This window comes from Lactobacillus xujianguonis, from assembly GCF_004009905.1.
In the GTDB taxonomy this organism is placed as follows: domain Bacteria; phylum Bacillota; class Bacilli; order Lactobacillales; family Lactobacillaceae; genus Lactobacillus; species Lactobacillus xujianguonis.
On record NZ_ML136874.1, the window covers coordinates 57,854 to 82,761 of the forward strand.

The following is a 24,908-nucleotide window of genomic DNA, read 5'->3' on the forward strand; positions in this document are numbered from 1 at the left end:
GCTATCACTGATGATAACTAACTGCTTTTAATTTTATCTAAAACTTTCAGCAATCTCTGGATCCATTTCATCCTCCAAAATACTGTGACCTTGATCTAATGTCTTAATCTTGGCCATGTCTTCATCATCAAGTTCAAAATCAAAGACATTGAAGTTTTCTTCTAATCTTGCTTTATGCACAGACTTTGGAATCACGACATAATTTCTTTGCAAGAACCATCTCAGCATTACTTGAGCAGTAGTTTTATCATGCTTATTTGCGATTTCTTCTAAAACGGGATTAGTAAAAACATGCTCTGCACCTTCCGCAAATGGTGCCCAGGCTTCAGGTTGCACGCCTTCTTTTTCCATGTAGGCTTGCGCCTTCCACTCCTGGTTCCAAATATTTGTTTCAATCTGGTTCACGGCAGGCTTAACATCATTAAAAGTGATTAAGTCAGCTAACCGTTCATTCCAAAAGCTGCTGACGCCGATCGCACGAATGCAGCCTTCTTTGTATAAGCGTTCCATTGCTCGCCAAGTGCCATAGTAATCGTTATAAGGCTTATGAATTAGATATAGATCAAGATAATCAAGTTGCAACTTTTTCATCGTTTCATCAAAAGCCTTGAGTGTTTGATCATAACCGTAATCATCAACCCACACCTTTGAGGTAACAAATATATCTTCTCGAGGAATATTGCTATGTTTAATTGCATCCCCCACAGCCTGTTCATTACCATAAATTTGCGCGGTATCAACTAAACGATAACCAACTTCAAGTCCATCTTCTACGACTTGTTGTGTTTGAGCTAAATCATTAATTTGATAAACACCAAAGCCCAGTCGCGGCATTTTTATTCCATTGTTTAATGTTACGTATTTTTCCATGATTTTTCCTTTATTCGTATTATATAAATTAAATCAGTGATAATGATTATTCTTTTAGTTTGTTTATTCGATCATCAGATGCTAGTCTCTAATTGTCATTGACCTTGGTCAATTGGTATAGGTTGTTTCCTTCTGTAGCTTTGACTACTTTTTTAGTCTGCCACCCAAGCAGTTTTACTAATGACTTACTCACATGCTGTATCGATTCTGGCTATTACTGATTCAGAGCAGATTCAGTCGCAGCTTTTTTAGCTTGAACCTATGAATACTTATATTTTGCGAGATTGTCTTAGAATCTGTAATTAGGGACTAACATGTGATGATCGATCTATGACCAAATATTTGCTAGAAAGGAGGCCATTCTCAATGAAACTTTTTATCGGAATTGACGTTAGTTCAAAAGATCTTCAAGTCGCTATTACTGACTCAGAAAATTATCAAAAACCTTTACTTAACCAATCTTTTTCTAATGACCTGATTGGTGCTAATGAGGTCAAAAAGATAATTCTTCAACTTGCTAAACAGAACAGCTATGACAAAGTAATTATCGGCATGGAAGCCACTTCAATCTATAGCTTTCACCCTGCTTATTTCTTTGCCAATGACGAAGATTTTCAAAAAATTAATCTTGAAACTGATGTCATTAATCCTAAAAACACTAAACGATTTCATGACGTTTACGAAGAAAATAAGAATGATCCTACTGATGCCTATTACATCGCTGAATACTTACGCTTTGGTAAATACCATGTCACTATTGCTCGGCAAGAGGAATACTTAGCTTTACAGCGTTTAACTAGAGCTAGATATGAAATCACATCTTCGCTCACTAGAGCTAAGCAGCACTTCATTGAAACTCTTTATTATCGTGTAAACAAACTAGTTACCGTTGACAAAGACAATATTAAAACTTCTATCTTTGGCGCAACGATGCTGTCAATTGTTACTGATAGTAAAACCATCGATGAAATCGCTGAAATGCCAATCGAGGATCTAATTGACTACCTTCAACCCAAAGGACGTGGCCGCTTCTCTGATAGAGACTTTAGCTAAAGCGATCAGAAAAGCCGTTAGAGGATCATATCGCTTAGGTAAAGTCATGAAAGACTCGATTGATGCCGTATTATCTGTTTACTATGCCGAAATTAAAACTAATCAGAAATTGATTAAGAACTTAGATAAAGCAATTACAGATATCGTCCAAACGCTTCCTGAAGAGAGAATACTACAATCTATTCCAGGAATTGGGTCAGTTTATTCCGCTGGTATTATCGCTGAAATCGGCAGTATTGATCGCTTTGACACTGAAGCACAGCTAGCTAAATCGCTGGTCTAGCTTGGCGTCAAAAGCAATCTAGTAATTTTGATAGCGAACACAAACCGATGACTAAAAACGGAAATCATTATCTAAGATATTATTTGGGTGAAGCTGCCAACCTGATTAGACAAAGAGATCCCGTTTTTCGGAAGTACTATCAAAAGAAATACGATGAAGCTTTCTATTCTCCGCATAAACGTGCTTGCGTTCTTTGTGCAAGAAAATTAACCAGGACCATTTTCACTCTGCTCAAAAATGGTCAAATCTATCAAACACCGAGGTGATTAATTGGTCTAAAACATTTTTGGAGGAGTAAATAATAGTTGTTAAAAAATCCCTTGAAATAGGGCTTAGTTTCATGCACGCAAATTTTGGTTTTAAAACAAACTAATTAAAAATAAAATTTAACTTTTACATTGACTTATTACCACATGACTATAATAAAAAATATATCTTTTTGTATTACACTGATGATAACACATTCTTATATCTGATATATACAAAAAAGCCCAGGCATACCACAACATGCCTGGGCTAATTTTATATTCTATTTTTCAACTTTTGCCTGATAAAAACCGAAGCTCATCTGACGCAAGGTATCAATGAAGCTTTCTTTGTCTAGCTTCTTCCCTGTCGTCAGCGCTTCAAATTCGCCATCAGGATCCTTTAACTTTTGATCAGTTCTATGAAAACCATTCCGCTCATAGAACTTAAGTCGGCTAACTCGTTGCTTATAATTCTTCGCCTTCGAAGTAACCGGCTCAATATCAATCACAATTTGCTTATCTGGAAAACGATCTTCCAGCATGGTCAAAATCTTGGAGCCATAGCCTTGACCGCGCAATTCTTCATTGATTGCTAGATAAGTTAGATAGACCGTCTTATCGTTCTCGGCATAATAAGTTATGCCGCAGAACTGATCGCCATTATAAATTGCGTGAAACTTAACATTACGGTGTAGTGACATTGCCAAAAGTGAAAACATCGAAAATCTTTCCCACGCAGGAAAGGCCTTCATGTATAAATCTTTTGCGTCACGGTATGCTTTTGTGCCCCATCGGGCGGGTTTCGAGTCTAAAATAATATCCTTCTTTTCTAATTTAAAATCACTATTAAAACTCAATACCATAATGATAACAGAAAAACTGCTGCATGACGCAGCAGTTGCTCTATTTTTCACAATGTTTATCAAATAATTAATTTAATTTTGGAATATCCATGCTAAATATTAGGAATTTTTCTTTTTACCGTTGTAGTAAACATTCAAACCGACAGAAATTACCAATAAGATCGTGGCACAGATCATAATTTCTCTTAAACCTGAATAAAAAATCTTCCGCATCGTTGGTAATAATTCTACCGGTAAACTCTTGGCAGCTTTAGCATCACTCAACTTATTAAGCATGTTCATGGTAATGCCATGATTTTGACTTACACCCCGAGCTAATGCCATATTCATAATAACGCCGTACACAGCTGCCATTACTGTCTGTGCTAAAATTCTGATCAAATAAGACAGCGATGTCGCTTCAGCCATATTTTCCTCACGCGCATCGACTTGCACTTTAATCTGCAATAAAACAAAAACAAAGCCGACACCAAACCCAGAGAAAGTAGCCAAAAAAGTAATAATCCAAAAGTTACTATTCTGAGGAATAACTACCATTCCAAAACTAGAAATAAGCATGCAGACAATTGCTAGTAAAATCAACCAGTAATCACTAAATCTAGCCTTCATTTGGTTAACCACTTGTGTACCAACTGTATCGGCAATTGAGTTTGGAACTAAAGTCATCCCTCCAATTAAAGCAGTTGTACCTAATAAGCCTTGTGCCCACATTGGTAAATAAGTATTAACTGCTAAAAAGGCTCCCCAAGTAAAGACAAAGAGCAGTAAATCGCCAACCAAAGGTTTATTATTAAACATTTCAATTGGAATTACAGGATTCTTAACTTTAGATTCGTATTTAAAGAAGATTACTAATAAGATAATTCCAGCAACAATTAAGCCCCAGATAATTACAGGTGAAGTTAAGCCAAGTAATTGAATTCCTAACAGCACTAAGACCAAGCCAATAACTACTAAAAATGATCCTACTAAGTCAAAGCGACTCTTTTGTGCTGGTCTAGTTTCCCGGTAGTAGAGTACAGAAAGTAAGACCGCGAACAAGCCAATTGGGATATTAATATAAAAGACCCAGTGCCAGGATAAGGTATCAACCAAATAACCACCAGCTAACGGTCCAATAATGGCAGCCACACTAAAACTAGCTCCCAAATAGCCTAAAATCTTAGTTCGCTTTTTAATATTTTCAAAAATATAACCTGCCATAATATATGGGATTGATCCCATACCTCCGGCACCAATTCCCATAATCGTCCGCGCCACTAAGAAGAAATACATATTCTCAGCTAAGCCTTGAAAAAGAGAACCAACCACAAAGAATAATAGCGAAAGTTCAAAGGCAGCTTTATTACCAATCTGTTCACCAACTTTACTCCAAATTGGTGTAAAAACCGACATCCCTAATAGCATTAAAGCAATAATCCATCCCATAAATTGAATGCCGTGTAAGTCTGCAATAATTGCAGGAATAGCCGTATTAATAATCGTACTATCTAATCCCGCCATCACATTGGCTAAAATCATGGCAAAAGTTACCATTGAAATTTGCTTCTTATTCATTCTTTCGCCTCACTCTTCTAATAATTCAAGAAATAAATAGTCTTGACTGCTTTTCCAGTCAAGACTTAACATCTGCTCTAATTATGCTTGCTTAGCTATAAAAACACAAGCCATTTTCCTTTTTATTTTTACTTAAGCATAAATCTCATGCTTCAAAACTCCAATATAAGGCAAGTTACGGTACAGGCCATTATAGTCCAGACCATAACCAACCAAAAAAGCATCTGGAACTTGAAAGCCATAATAATCAGCATGAAAATCTACTACTCTGATAGCTGGCTTATCAAGCATGGCCACTACTTCAACACTCTTGGCGCCGCGAAGCTTCATTTCTTCAGTTAAAGCTTTCAACGTCCGACCTGTATCAATAATATCTTCCATGAAGATTACTGGACGATTCTTAACGTCAGATTTAAGATCTTGCACAATTTTAACCTGTCCCGTGGAATGTGCACCAGCATAACTAGAAGCCTTGATTGGATCGATTGTTAAGTTAAAAGTAAGTCGTTTAATCATATCACTAGCAAAAATCATAGCTCCATTTAAAACCGGGACCACAATTGGTTCTTGTCCTTGATATTTTTGATTCAATTCAGTAGCCATTTCATCCATCCGCTGATTAAGTTGATCTTGTGAGTATAATACTTTTTCAATATCGCTGTTCATTGTAAATATTTTCCCTTCGCATTCATCAATGATCAGATTCTAACATATTTTCTAATTGATTTCACTGCTTTTTGGGAAATAATTGCTATTTTTATTAACTAATATAATTTTTCAGTCTTTATTGTTCGTCTTTTGCTAATATTTGAAGCTGCAATCATCCAAATGATCATTAATTAAGCCAACTGCCTGCAAAAAGGAATAGACCGTCACTGGCCCAACAAATTTAAAGCCCTTCTTCTTTAATCCGTTTGAAATCTTTTTAGATAACTCAGTCTGACTGGGAATATCACTCATTTGCTTAGGATGGTTAATAATTGGCTGAGGAAGATATGCTTGAAGAAAAGCTGCAAAAGAACTGCCAGCTTCTTCCATTTTTAAAATCATTTTGGCATTATTAATTGCGGCCTTAATCTTTAACTTGTTGCGTACGATTCCTTCGTCATGCATTAACCGTTCAAAATCCTGGTCATCAAACTGGGCTACTTTGGCAATTTCAAAATTTGCAAAGGCTTTTCTAAAATTTTCCCGCTTGTGTAAAATTGTAGCCCAGGAAAGTCCAGACTGAAAGCTCTCTAAAACTAACATTTCAAATAAATACTGCTCGTTTAAGTTAAGCTTACCCCATTCATGATCATGATATTCACGATATAAATCATCAGCGTTACTATTACCCCAATTACAACGTTTAAGTTTCATTTTCTCTCCTCAACGTTTAATTACTTTTCTTAGTCTTTAGTTAACACTGCGACACTTTCCACATGTGGCGTTTGTGGGAACATATCAACTGGACTTACTTCATTAAAGCTATAACCTTGTTTCATAAACAATTGTAAATCTCGCACTTGTGTTGCTGGATTACATGAAATATAAACCACCTTTTTAGGCTTAGTCGCAACTGCTGCTTTGATAAATTCTGGCGTTAAGCCTTTTCTTGGCGGATCAACAAAGATTACATCTGTCTTTAAGCCCTCATTAGCCCAACGTGGCATCACTTCTTCAGCCTTACCAACCACATATTGAGCGTTATCAATCCCGTTTAATTTGGCATTCGCATTAGCATCTTTAACCGCATCTTTAACAGTTTCCATTCCGCGCACAGCCTTGACATGCTTAGCTACACTCAGTCCAATTGTTCCAATACCTGAATAAGCATCAATTACTACATCACTTGGTTTTAAGTTGGCCTTGTCAATTGCTAATTGATACAAACGTGGCGTCTGTAAAGAATTAATTTGGAAGAAACTCTTTGGTGAAATTCTAAACTTAACGTCACCAATCTTGTCCGTAATATGATCTTCACCAAAGACAACATAATCATCCTTCCCTAAGATGACATTCGTTTTCTTCGGATTATGATTCAAAATAAGGCTAGTAACATCTTTGATCTGACTAATTTCGGCAGCTACTTCCATAATTTGTGGAAAATCTTGATGTAAGCAAACTAAGATCACCATAATTTCGCCAGTTGCTTTACTGCGCCGAACGTCTAGATAGCGAACTTCACCTTTATGATGAAGTTCATCATAAGCTGGCACCTTGTATTTACGTAAAATATCACGCACCGCAGCTAATACTCGATCAATTTCTGGATCTGTCGTAAAGAAATTAGTCAGTGGCACTAAATCATGAGAATGCCGTCTAAAAAAGCCAATTTCTAGTTGTCCTTTGACTTCACGTACAGGCACCTGAGCCTTATTGCGGTACCCTGTTTCTTCAGGACTAGCCAAAGTTTGATTCACTTTAATTTCATCAAGACCGGCCTTGTGCAACAAATTCACGACCTGATTGCGCTTAAATTCAAGTTGTTTGTCATATTTAATATGTGCAAGCGAGGCTAGCCCTGTTTGAACCCATTGATTTAACTTAACGTTAACTCGATCGGGACTTTCTTTGATAATTTTTTCAATTTTGGCAAAGGCAAAACGCTTTTTCACTTTCAAAATTTTTGCTTTGACAATTTCACCAGGCAAAGCATTATTAACAAAGATCGTCATCCCTTCATAATGAGCCACACCCATTGCTTCATATGATAAGTCAGTAATTTCCAATTCAACTATTTGATTCTTTTGCATAATTTCGTCCTTTTTTAATTAATCAGTTCAATTATACTAGAAAATTCACAACTGACTAATTTTTCACTCAAACAACTTTTTTTAATTAAACTATTGACATTTTTTCATCTTGCTATCATAATGACCAACAAGAAACGAATTAGTAGTTGCCTCGTTCAGCGTTCAGAGATCTGGTGGTTAGTGCGAACCAGTCAGGCGGAGTTAATGAATTACATCGTTGATCCTTATTGTTCGGTAAAATTCAGAACCGTTATCATCTGATAGAGTGTAAGTTTATAGCTTACAAGGTGGGTGGTACCACGGTTTTTAATCGTCCCGTTGACTATTTTAGTCAGCGGGATTTTTATTTTGGAGGAATTATTATGAAGAAAAAAGAAGTTTCTTTCACAGAGTCAATTATTATTCTGCTACTTCTTTTAGCAATCTTAGGCATAGCCGTTATCAAATTTGGCTTATCCCCAGAAGTACCAGTTTTATTTACAGTTCTACTATTGACCTTCTGGGCAAAATTTAAAGGTTGGTCTTGGGGTGAAATTCAAGACGGTATTAAAGAAGGTATCGGCGTAGCGATTATTCCAATCTTTATTTTTATTTTGATTGGAGCCTTAATCGGGGTTTGGATTCAGGCCGGAATTATTCCATCAATTATGGTACTAGGCTTCCATTTAATCAGTGGTAGTTTCTTCATTCCCTCAGTCTTTGTTGTTTGTTCGATTGTCGGAGTGGCAATTGGTTCTGGTTTTACCACTATCTCTACTGTGGGGATTGCCTTATTTGGAATTGGTGCAAGTATGAACGCCAATCCTGCCTTAGTAGCTGGGGCAATCGTGTCCGGAGCAATCTTCGGCGATAAAATGTCACCACTTTCTGACTCAACCAACTTGGCTTCAGCTGTTGCTGAAAGTGAATTATTTGCTCATATCAAGAATATGATGTGGTCCACAATCCCTGCCTTCATTGTTTCCTTTATTTTATTCTGGATTCTAGGTAACAGCGGTCAAATTGACGCTACTAAAATTGAACATACTTCTACTATTTTGCAAAACCACTTCGTCATTACCTGGTGGGCAGTGATTCCGATTGTCTTAATGCTTTTATGTGCATGGCGCAAAGTTCCCGCTATTCCGACCTTATTCATTAATATTACTGCAACAGTAATTATGATTTTCGTTGAAAATCCTCATACTTCTGTAACTTCTCTGAATAATTTAATTATGAACGGGTTTGTTGCTAAAACTAGTGATGCTTCTGTTAACGCCTTGTTAACTCGTGGTGGTATATCAAGCATGATGGCAACCGTTGCCTTAATCATCTCCACTCTTTCTTTAGGTGGGATGTTAATGAAATTCAAGATCGTGCAAAACGCCATGGATCCACTTGTTAATCATTTACATCGTCCTGGTTCTTTAATCACGGTTACCATCTTTTCTGGAATTGCCATTAACCTTTTTGTTGGTGAACAATACTTGTCTGTAATCTTGCCAGGTCGGGCATTCAAAGTTGCTTACGACAAGATGGGCCTTTCACCATTAGCCCTCAGCCGGGTGCTTGAAGATGGTGGTAGCGTTATTAACTACTTAATCCCTTGGGGCGTTGCTGGTTCATTTGCGGCAGCAACCTTAGGCGTACCAGTTTTAGCCTTCTTACCATTTACCTTCTTCAGTTTACTTTCACCAATCTTCTCAATTATCAGTGGTTTCACTGGGATTGGTTTGAAGTGGCAAAATAAAAAGTAAAATATCTTTCAAAAAAAGCAAGTGAGTAAATGTTCTCACTTGCTTTTTCGCTGATATGAATTAGCAATTCCTAGTTGCTTTCGATACTTAGCAATTACTCTTCGTGATAACTTAATATCTTTATCTGCAAACAACTGCACTAATTCTTCGTCACTATAAGGCGCAATTTTGTCCTCTTGATCAACCCAATTTACTAATAAAGCTTTTATCTTTTCTTGAGATTGATCGGCGACTTTCTTAACTAAAAATAAATTTAAGGGTAGCACCTGTCCCTGACATTCAAAATACTTATATTTCAAAGCGCGACTAATAGTACTTGGTGCTAAGTCTAACTGCTCCGCAATTTCTTTTAGTCCTAGGGCTTGTAAATCATTTTTCTTCAATGTTTTTAAAAAAGCTAATTGCTTTTGGCCTAAATACTTACCAATTCGCAACAAAGTTTCAGACCGTTGTCCTACTGCCGCGTTTATTTCTCGATAATTTTTCTTTTGTTGTGTTAAAAATTTCTGCTCTGCGCGATTACTTTTTTGCTTTAACTCTTGATAGACTGGTTCATCAAAAACTACTTCTGGTAAAAAATATTTCGAAGTTAACACGCGCATTTGTCCGTCTTCAAATTTAAAAATCAAATCAGGAATTAAGTAGTTAACTGCTGGCACTGGACTGTAGTCGCTAGCAGGATTAGGGTTTAATTTTCTAATTGCAACCAAGGCATTTTCAATTTCTGATTTACTCCATTTTAATTGTTGCCACTTATTTGGATCAGCAACAATTTCTAGTAAATTATCTGTCAATATTTCCCTTGCAATGGGATTGAAATCTTCCTTTGCCTGAGCTTGTAACAATAAACACTCGGTTAAATTAAAAGCTCCCACTCCAACCGGGGCAATTTTCTGTAAATCTTTTCGGGCTTGTCGAACCTGTGCAAGCGTAAAACCACTCTTTTGACTTAATTCTTGATCACTTATGCGTAAATATCCTTGTTCATCTAGTTGATAAATAAGAAAAGTCAGCAGCTTTTTTTCTTTGACTGAATATTTGCTAACTGCCACTTCCTGTTCTAAGTAAGCAATTAAACTTTCCTGACTCTCTGCTTCCAGCCAGCTCAAGTCTTGCATTTCTTGCTGCGGATACTTCAAGTTCAAGAAAGGATTGGCTTCTTCATATTTCTTCATTTTTTTCAGCAAGTCTCGCGCATTATAACTAAGAATAGCCAAGCTCTGTTTTAATTTTGGCGATAAAAAAAGCCGTGTCACTAACTGCGCACTGGGCTTTAAACCTAATTATTGCTGTTGTGACATGACTTTCTTCCTCTCTAAATTAGATACTGACCATTTGAATCTTCATAATGTTTTTATTCAATGAGATATCTTCAATTATATCAGCATAATTTAAAGAATGTGGAACTTCAATATCGTAAATATTTGTATAAATGGAATTATTACTATCTTGCTTAACGGTAAAGTTAACATTCATCACGGTGATATGATGTTCTTCAAAATATTTTTGAATAAATTCTTTAGTTTCTAGTTTATGTTTATATTGAATTTCTAGTTTTTTCATTGGGTGAACTTGGATTAACCGTTTAGAAAAAGCTAAAACTAAGATGACGGTAATTGCACCTGCAATTCCTATTTCATAATTTCCCATTCCTAATGCCAGTCCTATTCCAGCTACTGCCCAAAGACTTGCGGCGGTGGTTAATCCTAAGACAGTCCGATGCTGCACTAGGATTGTCCCAGCTCCTAAAAAACCAATTCCTGAAACAACTTGGGCAATTAATCTTGCTTCATCTGCTCTAATAATGCCCGCTACCTTGGGTTGTGCTAAAGCTAATTGAACTGCATCATAACCAATCTTTTTTTGAAGTAGGGCAATAACGCAGGCCCCGACGCAAACCAAGACGTGGGTTTTAATTCCGGCTGGTCGATTCTTGTGCTCACGATCATAACCGATAATGGTGGCCACAAAGACAGATAACACCAACCGAATGATTATTTCCGATAGTGTTACTGCTTCATCCATTTTAAACCACCCCAACTAAACCTAAAATAATTGACAGAACTAAGACACCGAGTAAGATCCAGTTAACATTGACCTTCTTGGATAAGAGCCAGTAACAAGCTAAAGTAATAGCTAATGGCACTAAACCTTTCCATAATTGATCAAGGTAAGTTTGTAATTGAATTGGCTTACCACCATCAATCGGAATACTTAATTTAGACTCAAATTTAACCATGGTTGCGGTCATACAACCAATCATCAGCAAACCAAGGGTAGAAGCAGCTTTGTTCAATAATTTCATACTGCCGCTCTTGTACATGTCTTGAATAAATGTATCACCAACGGTGAAACCCATGTAGGTCAAGTAGTAACGCGTTAAAATTGATGGAATGTTGTAGATCAGCAAGAACAAAATTGGTCCCATAATTGAACCTTGACTGGCTAAACTAATCCCAATTCCGGCAGCAATAACTCTTAATACACCCCAGAAGATAGAGTCACCAATTCCTGATAATGGCCCCATTAATGAGGTCTTAATGGCAACCGTTGAATCTGGATCAAAGTTAGGGTCTTGAGCTGTCTTCTTTTCCATTGAAGCTACTAGACCCATAACGAAGGTACCCACATTTTGCGTAATGTTGTACCAAGTAGTATGCCGCATCATGGCCTTATGGTGACCTTCAGGATCGTCCTTAAAGTATTCATCTAAGGCAGGCATGATTGAGTACATGAAGCCTGGAGCGTGAGACTTGGTAGCACCTGCACGACTGGCAAAAACAGTAAAGGAGCGCCAGAATATCCGGTTAATGATTTTCTTGTCTTTAGGTGAGACGTTCTTAGTGATTTTCATGAGAAAAAGTCCTCCTCTTCTTGGTCAGCTGATGTAGATGCAGTTGAATTATTTTCAACTTTTACACCGGCAGTAGCTAATTCTTTTTGCTTGTTTTCTAAATTCATCACTTGCTTATCACGAATCCATTGCAAAACAACAATGATAATACCGATCGCAGCTACAGCCTACGGATGGCAAATTTAAGTAAGCAGCTAAAATAAAGCCGAAGAAGTAGTATGGTGATAATTGTTTACTCCAAAGCATTCTCATTAAGATGGCAAAACCAACAGCTGGCAATAATCCACCAGTCACAGATAAACCGGCCATCAAGTTAGCTGGAATTTCACTTACTAAGTGTTGCACTGGCTTGGCACCGGCAAGAACAGCAAAGAAAGTTACTGATGAGTAGGTAAAGTAGTTAGCAACCCACATGCCGTAGTGCAGACGGGTTAACATTTTTGGATTGTTTTTATCTGCCGCTTTATCAACTAATGGAGCAAAGACGTTCATCACAACATTCTTCAAGAACATGGAAATGAAGGCTCCGAAAACCCCAATTGGCACTGCCAAAGCCCAAGCTGCCTTAGTATTTACTCCTAAGGTAATGGCAAAGCAAGTTGCTAAGACCGTGGCGATTACTGGTTCTGAAGAAAGAGCCCCACCAATATCAACTGCTCCCATGAAGATCGCTTCAAGGGCGGCACCAATTAAAATACCGGTTTGTAAGTCCCCAAACATTAATCCGGCAACCATCCCAACGACTAAAGGACGTTCAATCATTGTTTGTCCCCACAGCCAGTTGCCGCCCAAACAGATCAGCACACACAAAGCTGCGAGTATCGCTGTATGTAACATTTTTCTTTCTCCGTTTTTAACTAACTATTCTTTAACATTGAAGCAATTGGAGTTTTAACATTGTTTGGTACAACCTGGTGAAATACTGGAACATCGAGCTTAACCAATTCCTTTAACGCTGCTAATTCATCAGAGCGTAACATTAAAGTAGAAGATAATTGGGTTGCATCATCGGCATCTTTAGTAAAGCGGCCAACGTTCGCAACATTAATTCCATCAATATCTTTAACATTTTGGGCAATCTTTAAGGCATCTTGCACACAGTTGACTAAAGCAAAAATTCTCATCTTTGCCCCTTTTGGATTGTTAAAGACCTTAATGGCATCATCAACAATTTCTTTTCAGTTGGCGTTGCCATCTTTAAGGTCATTTGCACCATTTCATTGTTAGCAGCATTGTCATTGGCTACTACAATACCTGTAGTGTTTAATTTCTTAGTCCAAACTAAAGCTACCTGTCCGTGAATTAGCCGGTCATCTACTCTTAATTGTGCAATTATCGTTTATACTCTCCTATCTTTTATCCAAAAAAGTTGTCATCACTTTCTTCAGTTGCTGGTTCTGCTAACTCAACTAACTGAACTTGACTTTGTTTAATCAGCTTTTGCAAATGATCCTTAGTGAGCGGTTCACTATCAAGTAAAACTGCCATAATTATTGCGAGATTCATTTGGGTGACAATAAAGACATCCTTTTCACTGCTGGCTTTTAAAGTCACTTTCTGATTAACGCTGCCACCTAATAAATCAGTAAAGATGACAGCTGGCTTTTTTGCCTCTTTAATAAACTGTTCAATTTGTGGGGTGTAATCACTATCATCGACATAGGCATCAATGACTTTGACTTGATCCCCCATCCCCGTCAAGATATTTAAAGAGCTTTGGATTCCGCTAGCCATATGACCATGACTAGCAATTAAGATATCTGTCATATTGAGCTCTCCTTCCATTTTTTCTTTACACTTATATATAGCAAAAAGTGTGCCAAGTATCGATAAGCTTGATCTAATAGCATCAAAAAAACAATGTTTAAAACTTAAACACTGTTTTCTTCTTTTCTTAAACACTTAAGCTTGCTCGATGAATTGCTTAAACAACTCATACAGTAAGGATAATTCATAATTTGATAACTTAATATTGTATTTAGTTTCAATCGGTTGAAAAATACCATGACTGATATTAAAGAATTGCTGCTCCTGCTGATCATGTGGCTCAAACTTAATATCTGAAGAATGATGCAGCATCAACCGCTCAATCATCAAAGCAATGTGCATGTACAAATTAAGTCTGATTTTACCATCCAGTTGTAAGTGATAGGCATTTTCATATTTACTGTTAATTAGTTCTACTTCCTTCAAAATGACATCTGGATTGAGGAAGGTTAATCTTTCTGAAATTCCTTCTTTTGAGAAGAAGCGAAGTAAACGTTGACTGAATTGATCGATTTGCGCTTTCGTCATATGCTTAGCAAGCCAAGCTTGCAAATTCTTTTCACCACTGGCATCTAGCAGATCATATAAATTCATATGTTTAAATGGGACAGCTTCATTGATGTCAATTGTGGTTAGGACGAATAAAGTTTTACTGAAATACTGCCATTCTTGATTTTTTATCTTGTCTTTTAAAGTGGCATAATCAATCGGAATGACCTTAATTTGTTCAGGTAAAAGCGGTTGGATGATTTCAGTAATCTTTTCAGAAATACCCATCCCTGAAATACACGAAACTAAAATATTCGGTGATTGCGAGAAACCCTCATAGTATTGAACGCCAATCTGATAATTCTGATCAGCTTGTTCGGCAATGGTTTTAAAAGGAACGCGCGCTTGCATTTTTAAGGCCAAATCCAAAGCCGTCAAAGTTGTTAAATTGTTAACTACCAATAAGAGCCCCGCTAAATGATCTTTAATCGCCCGGTATAACTGCGTTAAAGATCTCATATCAATCATCAGAATAAACCCACTAGTAGTATTGTAACTATAAACTAACTTATTAGCTTCGTCGGTAATTGACCGTACACCAGCTTCAATTGGCATATCAATTGCATCAAAGACATAAGTCCCACATAAAGAATTAACGACTGTTTGAATACTTGTAGCTGTAGTTTCTCCATGAGCAACAATTAAATCCTTTAATTGGATTTTTTCATTAACATGATCACTTAATATGATAGTTAAAACTGTCACTAAATCTTTATGCTCCAAATTATCAATTTGCTGTAATCGGTTATAAAAAATACTAGCAACATGAAAAGCACGTGGCAAATCTTGCGCCAAACTATTCTCTAATAAATCACTTTCTTCATCACTCAGCTTGAAATCAAACTCATACAAAAAATAAAGTAGTGGTTCGAGATAAGCTGTTTTATTTAAGCCAAAATGTTGTTCAATAATTTGTTTAAAAATTCGTTGGTATAATAAGTGTAGCCCCGGCTTTAAATTCCAGGCAGGTACATATTTATCTAATCCTAATAACTTAACTTTAATTGCAGATAGCTGACTTAAATCATAATTCTCACTTAAATCGGTAAAAAGCTCAGTCACTTCATGTAAATGTTCCTGCGCTAAACTAGTTAAATTACGCTTCAAAGACACTTGAAGATCAACCAATAAACTACCGTAATCCTCATAATTGGGCAGTTTTTCTAGTAATAAATTATCTAACCTTAATTCAATCGTTTCTGCCTCATTTTGGTCGTGGTAGGCAGCCGCACACGAAACTTGTATAATATTTTTCAAATAACCAATATTACCTGAATGATTTGTTTGCAGTAAAGCTGACAACACATACTTACTAACTTCGATTTTTTTATTAATGGCTTTTGCTTCTCGGTAAAAGAGATAACGTAAAAGTTCTAATCTCTTATCAAGTGGTCGCTTAATGAAATCAGGTAAAACTAGATGAACGAGAATCCGTCGTAAAAAAGTCGTCAATAATACTTCCTCAGGATTTTCAGTTGTTGCTAAGATTAAGCGCACCTTCACCTTTACGGAATGTGCATTATCTCCCATTCGATAAAATTGACCAGTATCAATAAAACTAAATAGTTTTTCTTGATTTTCATTACTCAGACGATGAACTTCATCTAAAAATAAGTAGCCCCCATTAGCCTGTTCAAGTAAACCAGCTTTATCTTCATCTACTCCAGTGTAAGCCCCTTTAATGTGACCAAACAACATACTGGAGACTAGTTCTAGGTTATTAGCATAATATCAGCACAGTTAAGCACAATATACGGCGCATTAGCCGATAAAACTCGCTCTTCCTTAGCAAATTTAGCAATTCTACTCGCTAGTAACTTTTACCTACACCTGAATGGCCGGTAATTAGAATGTTAAGTCCATTTGGTGGATAAACCACAGCGGCACTAACTTGTTTAATGATCTGCCGCATTGAACCATGATACCCAATAAAATCACTAAATGCATTTGCTGTGGAACTTTCAGCTTGAGTGTCCATTTAATCGGTCTTCCAGTAGTGCGATGAACTTGCCCTTCTTTTTCAAGTTCATTTAAATAATGACTAACAACAGAACGCGATAAGTTTAATCTATTAGCTAATTCACTTGTTGTCAGTGCTTGATTAAGCGATTGCAATTGCGTTAAAACGTAATTTCTAGCACTGTTCATATTTTCCCTCCATTATTAGTTTAAACTATTAAAAATTATAACAATGTTTGATATTCTTTTAAAATTTAGTGCATTACTATCAGAGAAGAGGTGAATGTTGGTATAATATTAGGTAAAGTAAATAAATTTAGAAAGGACTTGAATAATGAATAACTTTTCAAGTAGTCCTGAACGTCGTCAAGTGCAAGACGTTACAGTTGTTAACCGTTTCTTAGCTAAAACATACGGTATTATGGCGTTAGCTGTTTTAGTTTCTGCTTTAACTGCCTTCTCAGCAACTACAGTCTTTAAAGCAGCTTTTGTCAGCTTGTTTTCAAACCCTGCTAGTTCTTTAATTCTGCTCTTTTTACCATTTGTTTTATCTTTAGTAATTACCTTTAGAGCTACTCGTAATCCTAGTGCTAGCTTTATAATGCTAATGATTATGTCAGTAGCCTATGGCTTAGTCTTTGCCGTAATTGCCACCGCTTATACTGGTGCAACAATTGCTACAGCTTTTGTTTCTGCAGCTGCAGTCTTCATTACGATGGCAGTATTAGGAACTTCAACCAAACGAGACTTAACCAACATGGGTTCTTATGCTATTGCTGCTTTAATTGGATTGATTGTTGCTAGTGTCGTTAATATTTTCTTGAAAAATCCAATGGTAACTTACATCTTTTCTTACATCGGTGTAATTATCTTTGCAATTTTGATTGCTTGGAATGCTCAACAAATGAAAAATATTTATGCTCGCTTTGCTAACGAAAATACCGAGTTAGGCTTAGCAGTTGCTGGCGCTTTGCAACTATACCTTGATTTCGTAAATGTCTTTCTTTACTTCTTACAAATCTTTGGCATGGGCGGAGATCGTCGTTAATTAATCATAAAAAATAAGGGATGCAGAAATCGATCTGCATCCCTTATTTTTTGGTCTTTTAACCACCAACATAAAATTCAATATGTTGTTTCAAATTTTCAAAACTTACTGGACAATAACCACCAATTTCACCATCAAGGTTAACTGGTAAATCTTGTCCTGCACTTTTTCCAATCAATTCTGCCTTAAGATTTCTAGTTTTCGTATAAATAATCTTAGGATCATCAACGTGCTTACCATTCAAGGCTAAAGCCATTAACTTCAGCAAATTACCTGGATCCGATGGCTTGACTACGATCAATTGGAATAAACCATCACTTAATTGGGCATCTGGCATAATTTGTTCAAAACCACCAATTGAATTGGTCATCCCCAATAAGAACATGGAAAGCTTCCCTTCATAAACACCATCATCATAAGTTAAGCGCATTTCATTTTCAGTCAAATGTGGCAACATCTCTGCCCCTTTGATCAAATATGCCGCATAACCCAATGCTGATTTAATTTCTGAAGGGACACCATAGGTAAGTTCAGTAAGTGAACCGCTAGCAGCAATATTAACAAAGTACTGAGTTTGCGCACGCGCACCAAAATTAGCCTTACCAATATCCATTTTTCGTGTTTTATTTTTAAGGACAATTTTGGCTGCATCCAAAATACTATCACGCGGAATACCTAAGGCACGGGCATAATCATTGGTAGTTCCGGCTGGAATAATTGCCATCCTTGGTCTTTTCTCTAAAAAGGCCAGACCGTTAACTACTTCATTAATTGTCCCATCACCACCAGCAGCAACAATTAAGTCAAACCCCTCTTTGGCTGCACGTGTAGCTTCATTTTGGGCACTATTTTCTTCAGGTGTAGTTCTAAAAGCACTAGCTTCGTAGCCAGCTTGTTCTAAAACATCCAAAATATCCGCCACATTTTTAGGCATTTGTTCGTGACCGGATACAGGATTATAAATCAATCTTGCTTTCTGAGTCATATTTACTACCTTGGTTCTAAAAAATTTAACGACTTGCTAATTCCTTGTTCAAAAGTTTGTTAACAACCTTTGGGTTAGCCTTACCACGAGTTTGCTTCATGATTTGACCAACCAAGTAGCCAATTGCACGGTCCTTACCATTCTTGAAGTCTTCAACAGATTGTGGGTTATCATCTACAACCTTAGTAACCATTGGTTCCAAGACTGAAAGATCTGATAATTGTACCATACCTTTGTCTTCAACATACTTCTTAGGATCAGTACCGTTAGCAATTGTTTCAGCAAAGACCTTCTTCGCAATCTTAGATGAAATGGTACCATCTTTGATTAACTTAATCATTGCTGCTAAATGCTCTGGAGTTAACTTAACATCAGCCAATGATACGCGGTTGTCGTTTAAGTAACCGTTAACTTGAGTGTTCATCCAGTTAGCAGCCATTGTCGGGTCAGCACCAGCGGCAACAGCAGCATCGAAGAAGTCTGAACTTTCCTTAGTTTGCAGCAAAACGTTAGCATCGTATGGCTTCAAGCCAAACTTGTTAACATAATCATCATAACGGTCAAATGGGCTCTTTGGTAATTCCTTAGCAATTTCATCAATCCATTCTTGACTGATATGATCTGGTGCAATATCTGGTTCTGGGAAGTAACGATAGTCGGAAGCACCTTCCTTAACACGTTCCAAAACAGTCTTACCAGTAGCTTCATCAAAACGACGAGTTGAAAGTTGAACGTGACCACCTGAAAGCAATACTTGTTGTTGACGTTTTTCTTCATATGCAAGTGAACGACGAACGTGATCAAATGAGTTCAAGTTCTTCATTTCAACCTTGGTACCAAGTTCCTTTTGGCCTGCTGGACGAATAGAAATGTTGGTATCAACACGCATTGAACCTTCTTCCATCTTAACGTCTGAAGCACCAGTAAATTGAACGATCTTACGTAATTTTTCAAGGTAAGCGTAAGCTTCTTCTGGGTCTTCCATGTCAGGTTCAGAAACAACTTCAAGAAGTGGAACACCTTGACGATTTAAGTCAACATATGAGAAACCATTGGTTCCGTGAGTGTTCTTACCGGCATCTTCTTCGATGTGCATTTCGTGAATACCAATGCGCTTCTTCTTTCCGTGTACTTCTACTTCAATGTAACCATCACGAGCAAGTGGTTGGAAGAATTGCGTAATCTGGTAAGCCTTTGGGTTATCTGGATAGAAATAGTTCTTCCGGTCAAAGTGAGTAGTTGGCAAAATGTGAGCATGGGTTGCCAAAGCTACCATAATTCCCAAACGGTAAACGTTCTTGTTAACCATTGGCAAGACACCAGGCATAGCCCAATCAATCACGTTAGTTTCTGTGTTAGGCTTGGCACCATAAGTTACTGGTGAAGGTGAGAAAATCTTACTCTTGGTCTTTAATTCGAAGTGGACTTCTAGTCCGATAGTCGATTTAAAATTCATTCAATTAATCCTCCATTCCAGTTGGTGTTTTTTCATAAAACTTGTTGCTGCGTTCAATAAAGTCAGCAGTCTTAAAGACATTACCTTCATCAAAACGTTTAGCCATAATTTGTAAACCAAATGGCATTCCATCAACTAATCCAGCTGGAACACTAGCTGCAGGAATACCTGCTAAGTTGGCTGAAATTGTCAAGATATCGTTGTTGTACATCTTAATTGGATCTGATACTTCTTCACCAATTCCGAATGCTGGTTCAGTCGTAGTTGGACCGAGGATAACATCATTTTCAGCAAAAATCTTATCGAAGTCTTGGCAAATTAAAGTTCTAACCTTAGCTGCTTGTCTAAAGAACTTATCGTATGAACCAGCAGACAAAGCAAATGAACCAAGCATGATCCGACGCTTAACTTCTGTACCAAATCCTTCAGAACGTGATTTAACGTAAACATCAAGTAAGTTCTTGGTGTCTTTTGCACGATAGCCATAACGAATACCATCATATCTTTGAAGGTTTGATGAAGCTTCACTTGAAGCAATAATGTAGTAAGTTGGTACGACATACTTAGTATGAGGTAAAGATACTTCGTTGATAATTGCGCCAGCATCCTTCAAAAGGTCAATTTGCTTTTGAATTAATTCGCGCATCTTACCATCAACTGCATCCATATATTCCTTAGGAACAGCTACTCTAAGACCTTTAACATCTTGACCTAAGAATTTAGTAAAGTCAGGAACTTCACGAGTAGACATGGTTGAATCATGATCATCACTACCAGCAATGACATTCAAGACTTCAGCTGAATCCTTAACACGCTTACTCATTACCCCAATTTGGTCAAGGGATGAACCAAAGGCAATCAAGCCCCAACGTGAAACACGACCATAGGTTGGCTTAATCCCAAAAATACCATTAAAAGCAGCTGGTTGACGAATTGAACCACCAGTATCTGAACCAAGGGCAGCAACTACTTGACCTCCAGCAACGGCAGCTGCAGAACCACCGGAGGAACCGCCAGGAACTTTATCTAAATTCCATGGGTTGTGAGTTGCACCAAAGTATGAATGTTCAGTTGAAGAACCCATCGCAAATTCATCCATGTTAGTCTTACCAACAAGGGTAAATTGAGCCTTCTTTAACTTGCTAATAACTGTAGCATCATACATCGGCATAAAGTTATCCAAAATATGACTTGCAGCAGTAGTTTTCATACCGTTAGTAACAATATTATCCTTAATCGCGATTGGAATACCTGCTAACTTATTCTTAGCAAAATCAAGATTTTCAGCTGGTTTTGCATCTTCGTCAACAGTAATCCAAGCGTTCAATTTCTTGTCAGTGTCTTTAATATTTGCAACAGTATCTTTAGCTAATTGATCTGCTGTAATTTCTCCACTGGCGAGTTTCTTATTTAATGAGTCAATAGTTTCATTTAAGTAATTCATTACTCGTTATCGTCCTTCTCAATAATTACAGGCACCTTAATGAAGCCGTTAGCCTTTTCAGGAACATTTTCCATCAATTCTTCTCGATCTTGCCAGTGTTCAGGCTTATCTTCTCTGAAGACAGTATCACGGTCAACAACTTGGACCGTTTCTTCAACGCCTTCGGTATCAACTGCTTGCAGTTGACTTGCCATATTAATAATATTGCCCATTTGTTCAGTAAATTCACCGATTTCACTGTCGCTAAACTCAAGTCTGGAGAGCGTAGCAACGTGCTTAACCGTATCTTCTGTGATCTTCAATCAAATACCTCCTATTCGCCGCCATAAATGTGCACTTGATAAGCACTATCAGCCGTTTCCTTAGCAATTAATGCTTGGACGTCATCAACTGAACCAATTTTAATTTCAATTGCAACGTCATTAGCCAAGTATTTCTTTGCTGTTGACAAAACTAATTGCGAGAAACTCTTAACTTGTTCATACCCATAGAACTGGGTGGTAATTGAAATATTCTCTTGCACTAGCTTGCCATCTTTATACCGCAAAGTAGCTGTGACCCCACTAATATTAGGGAAATAGTTTTGAATAGCTGTCTTAAAACTATTAAAGCTCGACGCATCATTACTATTTACGGCTTTTGCATTACCAACTGTCGGCAAAACTTGCGTTTTTTCCGATACAGATTTCCATTTAGTTATTTTACTACTATTAGCGCTCGCTGTCCCATAAGCAAAGTAACTTCCTCCAACTAAGGAGTCTTTATCAGTTTTAGAAAACAACCCGATAACAATCGGCACATTCTTTAAAGCCTTTTTCTTCCGCAAGCGTGCCACTACTTTTTGCGCTATTTGCTCGCCTTCACGGCGCTGGGTTGCTCGTGAAATTGCCTTTTGATATTGGGGACCATCTTTTACTTTTTGATAATAATCAACTGAATTCATTGCTAGTCCAATGCTAACACCACCAATGTGATAGTTAGAACGTGAACCAGTAAAATAATCTTGTTCAATTAATTCTTCTAAGTAATAAGGATGATAGTCGTTTTTAGTTCCCTTTACTGGATTAAGTCCACTCGGATTATCCTTAGACTTACGTCCTAGCCAATCCGTAACAGTTGGTGAATCCAAGTATTGTCCTTCTTGAAAGACATAAGACCCCGTTGGAAACTGCAGCTTAGAAATTTGCACTAGTCCTCGTTCTAATTCACGGGTATCAACTGAATTATCATTGTCAGTCGCCGTTAAACCAGAGATTTCACTGGTGAGATATTGGCCATTTTTTAATAAAACAGTATAGTCGTTTTTACCAGCGCTAGTAGTTTGATAACCTTTGGTCTTATTATTCGCATTAGAGGTAGTAGTAGCATTATTGGCTAGATTAGATTTTTTTAAATTACCACAAGCACTTAAACTTAAAGCTACTCCTGCTATTGCGATTATCTGCAAATATTTTTTCACAATTAGATATTCCTTTATTCTATTTGTGCAATTGCTTCTTCTTCCGTTAAAAGTGAGATTCCTAAATCTTGTGCCTTGGTAAACTTAGAGCCAGCATCCTTGCCATAAACGACGTAATCAGTTTTTCGTGAAACTGAACCCGTAACTTTTGCTCCAAGTGCCTGCAACTTTTTAGTAAACTCACTTCTACTATAATGCTCTAACTTGCCCGTAAGTACAACCGTCTTATCCTTAAAGAAATTATCTTGAATTTCTTCCGAATCGTCTTCACCTAGATAATTCATGTTCAAGCCGTTTTCTTGCATCTCTTCAATTAGCTTTTGCGCAGCTGGTTGAGCAAAATAAGTAGTTAATGATTCTGCAATCGTCGTTCCTATTGTATCGATTGCAGCCACATCTTGCACGCTTGCTGCCATAATCTTTGCCATATTTTTAAACTTTTTAGCAATTAAACGGGCAGCTTTAGCACCAACATGGTCAATTCCTAAACCAGTTAACAATAATTCCACTGAATTTTGCTTGGAATTATCAATCGCCGTCAATAAATTGTTAATTGACTTTTCTTTAAAGTGCTCTAAGGTAACCAAATCATCTGGAGTCAGGTGATATAGATCAGCAACATTATGGACTAAATCGCTAGCAATTAATTGTTTAACAATTTTAGGTCCTAACCCAGCGATGTTCATTGCTGGGCGAGATGCAAAGTGAGTAATTCCTTCTTCAACTTGAGCAGGACAGGATGGATTAATGCAGCGCAAAGCTACTTCATCTTGCAAATGCACTAATTCTTGTCCGCATGAAGGACAAGTAGTTGGTATCTTATAAGGAACTGAGTCAGCTGGTCTTTTACTTAAGACTACTTCTGAGATTTCAGGAATAATGTCGCCAGCCTTATGCAGTTTAACGGTCTCACCAATGCGCACGCCTTTTTCCATTAAATAATCGGGATTGTGCAAACTAGCTCTAGAAACCGTGGTTCCTGCTAATTGAACTGGATCCATCACGGCAGTTGGAGTGACTACCCCAGTTCGTCCTACTGTCCAAACAATCTCATGGACAACGGTTTCTTGTTCTTCTGGTGGGAACTTATAAGCAATTTCCCAGCGAGGAACCTTCACAGTATTACCAAGTTGCTGCTGGAGATTTAAATCATCAACTTTTAAAACAATTCCATCAATACCATAAGTTAAACTATCTCTTTTAGCAGTATATTCATCAATAAAAGCAAAGATTTCATCAAGTGAGGCTAATTTACGACCAGTTTCATTAGTGTGAAAGCCTAACTTATGCATGGCATCAATTGCTTGGTGTTGACTAGTTATTTCTGCTGGTGGATTGACCCAGGTATAAATAAAGGTACTTAAATCCCGCTTTTTAGTTACCTTTGCATCGAGCTGACGCAAAGATCCAGCTGCGGCATTTCGCGGATTAGCAAAAACACTTTGGCCAGCTTCTTCACGTTCTTGATTTAACTTGGCAAAGGCCTTTTTGCCCATATAACATTCTCCGCGTACTTCAGTAGTCAATGGTTCAGGTAAAGTTTGGGGAATATCACTAATGTAGCGTGCATTAGCCGTCACATCTTCCCCTACACTTCCGTTACCACGCGTAGATGCCCGCTTAAGGCGTCCATTTTCATACTCAAGTGACAATGATAAACCGTCGATCTTTAACTCCACATTATAAGTGACAGGATGACCAACTAGCTTTTGCATTCTTTGGTCAAATTCTTTCAATTCATCTTTTGAAAAAACATCCCCCATCGATAGCATTGGAATTGGGTGAGCTACTTTAGTAAACTCTGAGTCTACTTGTCCTCCAACTCTTTGCGTAATCGAATCAGGTGTCACTAATTCTGGAAATTCTTGCTCTACTTCTAATAACCGATTGTATTTTTGATCGTAAACATTATCTTCAACGACTGGCGCATCCTTTGTATAATACGCATCTGCCCACTCATCAAGTTGCTTACGTAAAGCTGCCACTTCTTGGCGAGCTTGATCAAGAGTTATTTCTGCCATTTTTTCCTCCTGATTAAA

20 protein-coding genes, 3 pseudogenes and 1 other annotated feature are annotated in these 24,908 nt (G+C 37.4%); of the genes and pseudogenes, 3 read left to right on the forward strand and 20 right to left on the reverse strand.

Annotation, left to right across the window (positions count from 1 at the left end):
- Positions 1-33: 33 nt before the first annotated feature.
- Positions 34-870 carry an aldo/keto reductase gene (locus EJK17_RS02610; protein WP_103661532.1) on the reverse strand — a complete coding sequence of 279 codons (837 nt, stop codon included), beginning with the start codon at positions 868-870 and terminating at the stop codon, positions 34-36.
- 366 nt (positions 871-1,236) lie between these two features.
- On the opposite strand from EJK17_RS02610, the pseudogene EJK17_RS12080 reads away from it, so the two are divergent.
- Positions 1,237-2,472: pseudogene (locus tag EJK17_RS12080) on the forward strand (IS110 family RNA-guided transposase).
- A 263-nt stretch (positions 2,473-2,735) separates the two neighbouring features.
- On the opposite strand, the gene EJK17_RS02620 reads toward EJK17_RS12080, so the two are convergent.
- The 5 genes from EJK17_RS02620 to rlmD all read right to left on the reverse strand — a co-directional run bounded on the left by EJK17_RS02620 (position 2,736) and on the right by rlmD (position 7,612).
- On the reverse strand, positions 2,736-3,269 hold the full coding sequence (locus tag EJK17_RS02620; RefSeq protein ID WP_255404982.1) for a GNAT family N-acetyltransferase: 534 nt from the start codon (positions 3,267-3,269) through the stop codon (positions 2,736-2,738).
- 147 nt (positions 3,270-3,416) lie between these two features.
- Positions 3,417-4,874, reverse strand: a complete 1,458-nt coding sequence (locus EJK17_RS02625; RefSeq protein WP_103661534.1) for an MFS transporter — start codon at positions 4,872-4,874, stop codon at positions 3,417-3,419.
- Positions 4,875-5,006: 132 nt separating this feature from the next.
- Positions 5,007-5,540 (reverse strand): hypoxanthine phosphoribosyltransferase, encoded by a 534-nt coding sequence (hpt, locus tag EJK17_RS02630; RefSeq protein WP_103661535.1) that lies wholly within the window; start codon positions 5,538-5,540, stop codon positions 5,007-5,009.
- Positions 5,541-5,675: 135 nt separating this feature from the next.
- Positions 5,676-6,236, reverse strand: coding sequence for a DNA-3-methyladenine glycosylase I (locus EJK17_RS02635; protein WP_103661536.1), 561 nt, complete (start codon positions 6,234-6,236; stop codon positions 5,676-5,678).
- A gap of 29 nt (positions 6,237-6,265) precedes the next feature.
- Entirely contained in the window at positions 6,266-7,612 is a 1,347-nt protein-coding gene (gene rlmD, locus EJK17_RS02640; RefSeq protein WP_103661537.1) for a 23S rRNA (uracil(1939)-C(5))-methyltransferase RlmD, read from the reverse strand.
- 120 nt (positions 7,613-7,732) lie between these two features.
- Positions 7,733-7,933, forward strand: a binding site (T-box leader).
- Between the two features lie 41 nt (positions 7,934-7,974).
- On the opposite strand from rlmD, the gene nhaC reads away from it, so the two are divergent.
- A complete protein-coding gene (nhaC, locus tag EJK17_RS02645) occupies positions 7,975-9,348 on the forward strand; it encodes a Na+/H+ antiporter NhaC (protein ID WP_103661538.1) in 1,374 nt (457 codons plus the stop codon).
- 35 nt (positions 9,349-9,383) lie between these two features.
- Here the strand turns inward: nhaC and rpoN are convergent, their stop codons facing one another.
- The 8 genes and pseudogenes from rpoN to EJK17_RS12085 all read right to left on the reverse strand — a co-directional run bounded on the left by rpoN (position 9,384) and on the right by EJK17_RS12085 (position 16,666).
- Complete coding sequence (rpoN, locus tag EJK17_RS02650) at positions 9,384-10,604, reverse strand: RNA polymerase factor sigma-54 (protein ID WP_103661539.1); 1,221 nt, start codon at positions 10,602-10,604, stop codon at positions 9,384-9,386.
- Between the two features lie 64 nt (positions 10,605-10,668).
- On the reverse strand, positions 10,669-11,373 hold the full coding sequence (locus tag EJK17_RS02655; RefSeq protein WP_103661540.1) for an MgtC/SapB family protein: 705 nt from the start codon (positions 11,371-11,373) through the stop codon (positions 10,669-10,671).
- 1 nt (position 11,374) lies between these two features.
- A complete protein-coding gene (locus EJK17_RS02660) occupies positions 11,375-12,202 on the reverse strand; it encodes a PTS system mannose/fructose/sorbose family transporter subunit IID (RefSeq protein ID WP_103661541.1) in 828 nt (275 codons plus the stop codon).
- Positions 12,199-13,039 (reverse strand): annotated as a pseudogene (locus tag EJK17_RS02665) (PTS mannose/fructose/sorbose/N-acetylgalactosamine transporter subunit IIC). The gene EJK17_RS02660 and the pseudogene EJK17_RS02665 overlap by 4 nt, the downstream one beginning before the upstream one ends.
- Before the next feature lie 20 nt (positions 13,040-13,059).
- Positions 13,060-13,538: pseudogene (locus EJK17_RS02670) on the reverse strand (PTS sugar transporter subunit IIB).
- Between the two features lie 20 nt (positions 13,539-13,558).
- Positions 13,559-13,969, reverse strand: coding sequence for a PTS sugar transporter subunit IIA (locus tag EJK17_RS02675; RefSeq protein WP_103661542.1), 411 nt, complete (start codon positions 13,967-13,969; stop codon positions 13,559-13,561).
- 135 nt (positions 13,970-14,104) lie between these two features.
- Positions 14,105-16,216, reverse strand: coding sequence for a sigma 54-interacting transcriptional regulator (locus tag EJK17_RS11980; protein ID WP_168180711.1), 2,112 nt, complete (start codon positions 16,214-16,216; stop codon positions 14,105-14,107).
- Between the two features lie 147 nt (positions 16,217-16,363).
- Complete coding sequence (locus tag EJK17_RS12085; protein WP_168180714.1) at positions 16,364-16,666, reverse strand: ArsR family transcriptional regulator; 303 nt, start codon at positions 16,664-16,666, stop codon at positions 16,364-16,366.
- Positions 16,667-16,811: 145 nt separating this feature from the next.
- Here EJK17_RS12085 and EJK17_RS02685 point away from each other — a divergent pair, with 145 nt between their 5' ends.
- Positions 16,812-17,525: a Bax inhibitor-1/YccA family protein gene (locus EJK17_RS02685; RefSeq protein WP_127796168.1), complete on the forward strand. Its 714-nt coding sequence runs from the start codon at positions 16,812-16,814 to the stop codon at positions 17,523-17,525.
- A gap of 58 nt (positions 17,526-17,583) precedes the next feature.
- Here EJK17_RS02685 and EJK17_RS02690 read toward each other — a convergent pair whose 3' ends face one another.
- Genes EJK17_RS02690 through ligA form a run of 6 tightly spaced genes read right to left on the reverse strand, consistent with a single transcriptional unit; the run spans position 17,584 to position 24,890 of the window.
- Positions 17,584-18,510, reverse strand: a complete 927-nt coding sequence (locus EJK17_RS02690) for a diacylglycerol kinase family lipid kinase (RefSeq protein WP_103661778.1) — start codon at positions 18,508-18,510, stop codon at positions 17,584-17,586.
- A 25-nt stretch (positions 18,511-18,535) separates the two neighbouring features.
- Positions 18,536-19,966, reverse strand: coding sequence for an Asp-tRNA(Asn)/Glu-tRNA(Gln) amidotransferase subunit GatB (gatB, locus tag EJK17_RS02695; protein WP_103661777.1), 1,431 nt, complete (start codon positions 19,964-19,966; stop codon positions 18,536-18,538).
- A gap of 4 nt (positions 19,967-19,970) precedes the next feature.
- Positions 19,971-21,410, reverse strand: a complete 1,440-nt coding sequence (gatA, locus tag EJK17_RS02700) for an Asp-tRNA(Asn)/Glu-tRNA(Gln) amidotransferase subunit GatA (RefSeq protein WP_103661776.1) — start codon at positions 21,408-21,410, stop codon at positions 19,971-19,973.
- Positions 21,410-21,712, reverse strand: a complete 303-nt coding sequence (gene gatC / locus EJK17_RS02705; RefSeq protein WP_103661775.1) for an Asp-tRNA(Asn)/Glu-tRNA(Gln) amidotransferase subunit GatC — start codon at positions 21,710-21,712, stop codon at positions 21,410-21,412. Before gatC ends, gatA begins: the two co-directional genes overlap by 1 nt.
- 11 nt (positions 21,713-21,723) lie before the next feature.
- The gene (locus EJK17_RS02710; RefSeq protein WP_103661774.1) at positions 21,724-22,869 is read right to left on the reverse strand and encodes a CamS family sex pheromone protein; all 1,146 of its coding nucleotides are present in this window, start codon (positions 22,867-22,869) and stop codon (positions 21,724-21,726) included.
- A gap of 14 nt (positions 22,870-22,883) precedes the next feature.
- Complete coding sequence (gene ligA / locus EJK17_RS02715) at positions 22,884-24,890, reverse strand: NAD-dependent DNA ligase LigA (protein WP_103661773.1); 2,007 nt, start codon at positions 24,888-24,890, stop codon at positions 22,884-22,886.
- Positions 24,891-24,908: the final 18 nt, after the last annotated feature.

Excerpts from the sequence above, each read along its gene's own strand:
- EJK17_RS02690 (WP_103661778.1), bottom strand. The coding sequence starts at position 18,510 with ATGACTCAGAAAGCAAGATTGATTTATAATCCTGTATCCGGTCACGAA.
- hpt (WP_103661535.1), bottom strand. The coding sequence starts at position 5,540 with ATGAACAGCGATATTGAAAAAGTATTATACTCACAAGATCAACTTAAT.
- gatB (WP_103661777.1), bottom strand. The coding sequence starts at position 19,966 with ATGAATTTTAAATCGACTATCGGACTAGAAGTCCACTTCGAATTAAAG.
- EJK17_RS02685 (WP_127796168.1), top strand. The coding sequence starts at position 16,812 with ATGAATAACTTTTCAAGTAGTCCTGAACGTCGTCAAGTGCAAGACGTT.
- rlmD (WP_103661537.1), bottom strand. The coding sequence starts at position 7,612 with ATGCAAAAGAATCAAATAGTTGAATTGGAAATTACTGACTTATCATAT.
- EJK17_RS11980 (WP_168180711.1), bottom strand. The coding sequence starts at position 16,216 with ATGTTGTTTGGTCACATTAAAGGGGCTTACACTGGAGTAGATGAAGAT.
- EJK17_RS02675 (WP_103661542.1), bottom strand. The coding sequence starts at position 13,969 with ATGACAGATATCTTAATTGCTAGTCATGGTCATATGGCTAGCGGAATC.
- nhaC (WP_103661538.1), top strand. The coding sequence starts at position 7,975 with ATGAAGAAAAAAGAAGTTTCTTTCACAGAGTCAATTATTATTCTGCTA.
- EJK17_RS12085 (WP_168180714.1), bottom strand. The coding sequence starts at position 16,666 with ATGAACAGTGCTAGAAATTACGTTTTAACGCAATTGCAATCGCTTAAT.
- EJK17_RS02625 (WP_103661534.1), bottom strand. The coding sequence starts at position 4,874 with ATGAATAAGAAGCAAATTTCAATGGTAACTTTTGCCATGATTTTAGCC.
- EJK17_RS02635 (WP_103661536.1), bottom strand. The coding sequence starts at position 6,236 with ATGAAACTTAAACGTTGTAATTGGGGTAATAGTAACGCTGATGATTTA.
- EJK17_RS02660 (WP_103661541.1), bottom strand. The coding sequence starts at position 12,202 with ATGAAAATCACTAAGAACGTCTCACCTAAAGACAAGAAAATCATTAAC.
- EJK17_RS02655 (WP_103661540.1), bottom strand. The coding sequence starts at position 11,373 with ATGGATGAAGCAGTAACACTATCGGAAATAATCATTCGGTTGGTGTTA.
- gatA (WP_103661776.1), bottom strand. The coding sequence starts at position 21,410 with ATGAATTACTTAAATGAAACTATTGACTCATTAAATAAGAAACTCGCC.
- ligA (WP_103661773.1), bottom strand. The coding sequence starts at position 24,890 with ATGGCAGAAATAACTCTTGATCAAGCTCGCCAAGAAGTGGCAGCTTTA.
- EJK17_RS02610 (WP_103661532.1), bottom strand. The coding sequence starts at position 870 with ATGGAAAAATACGTAACATTAAACAATGGAATAAAAATGCCGCGACTG.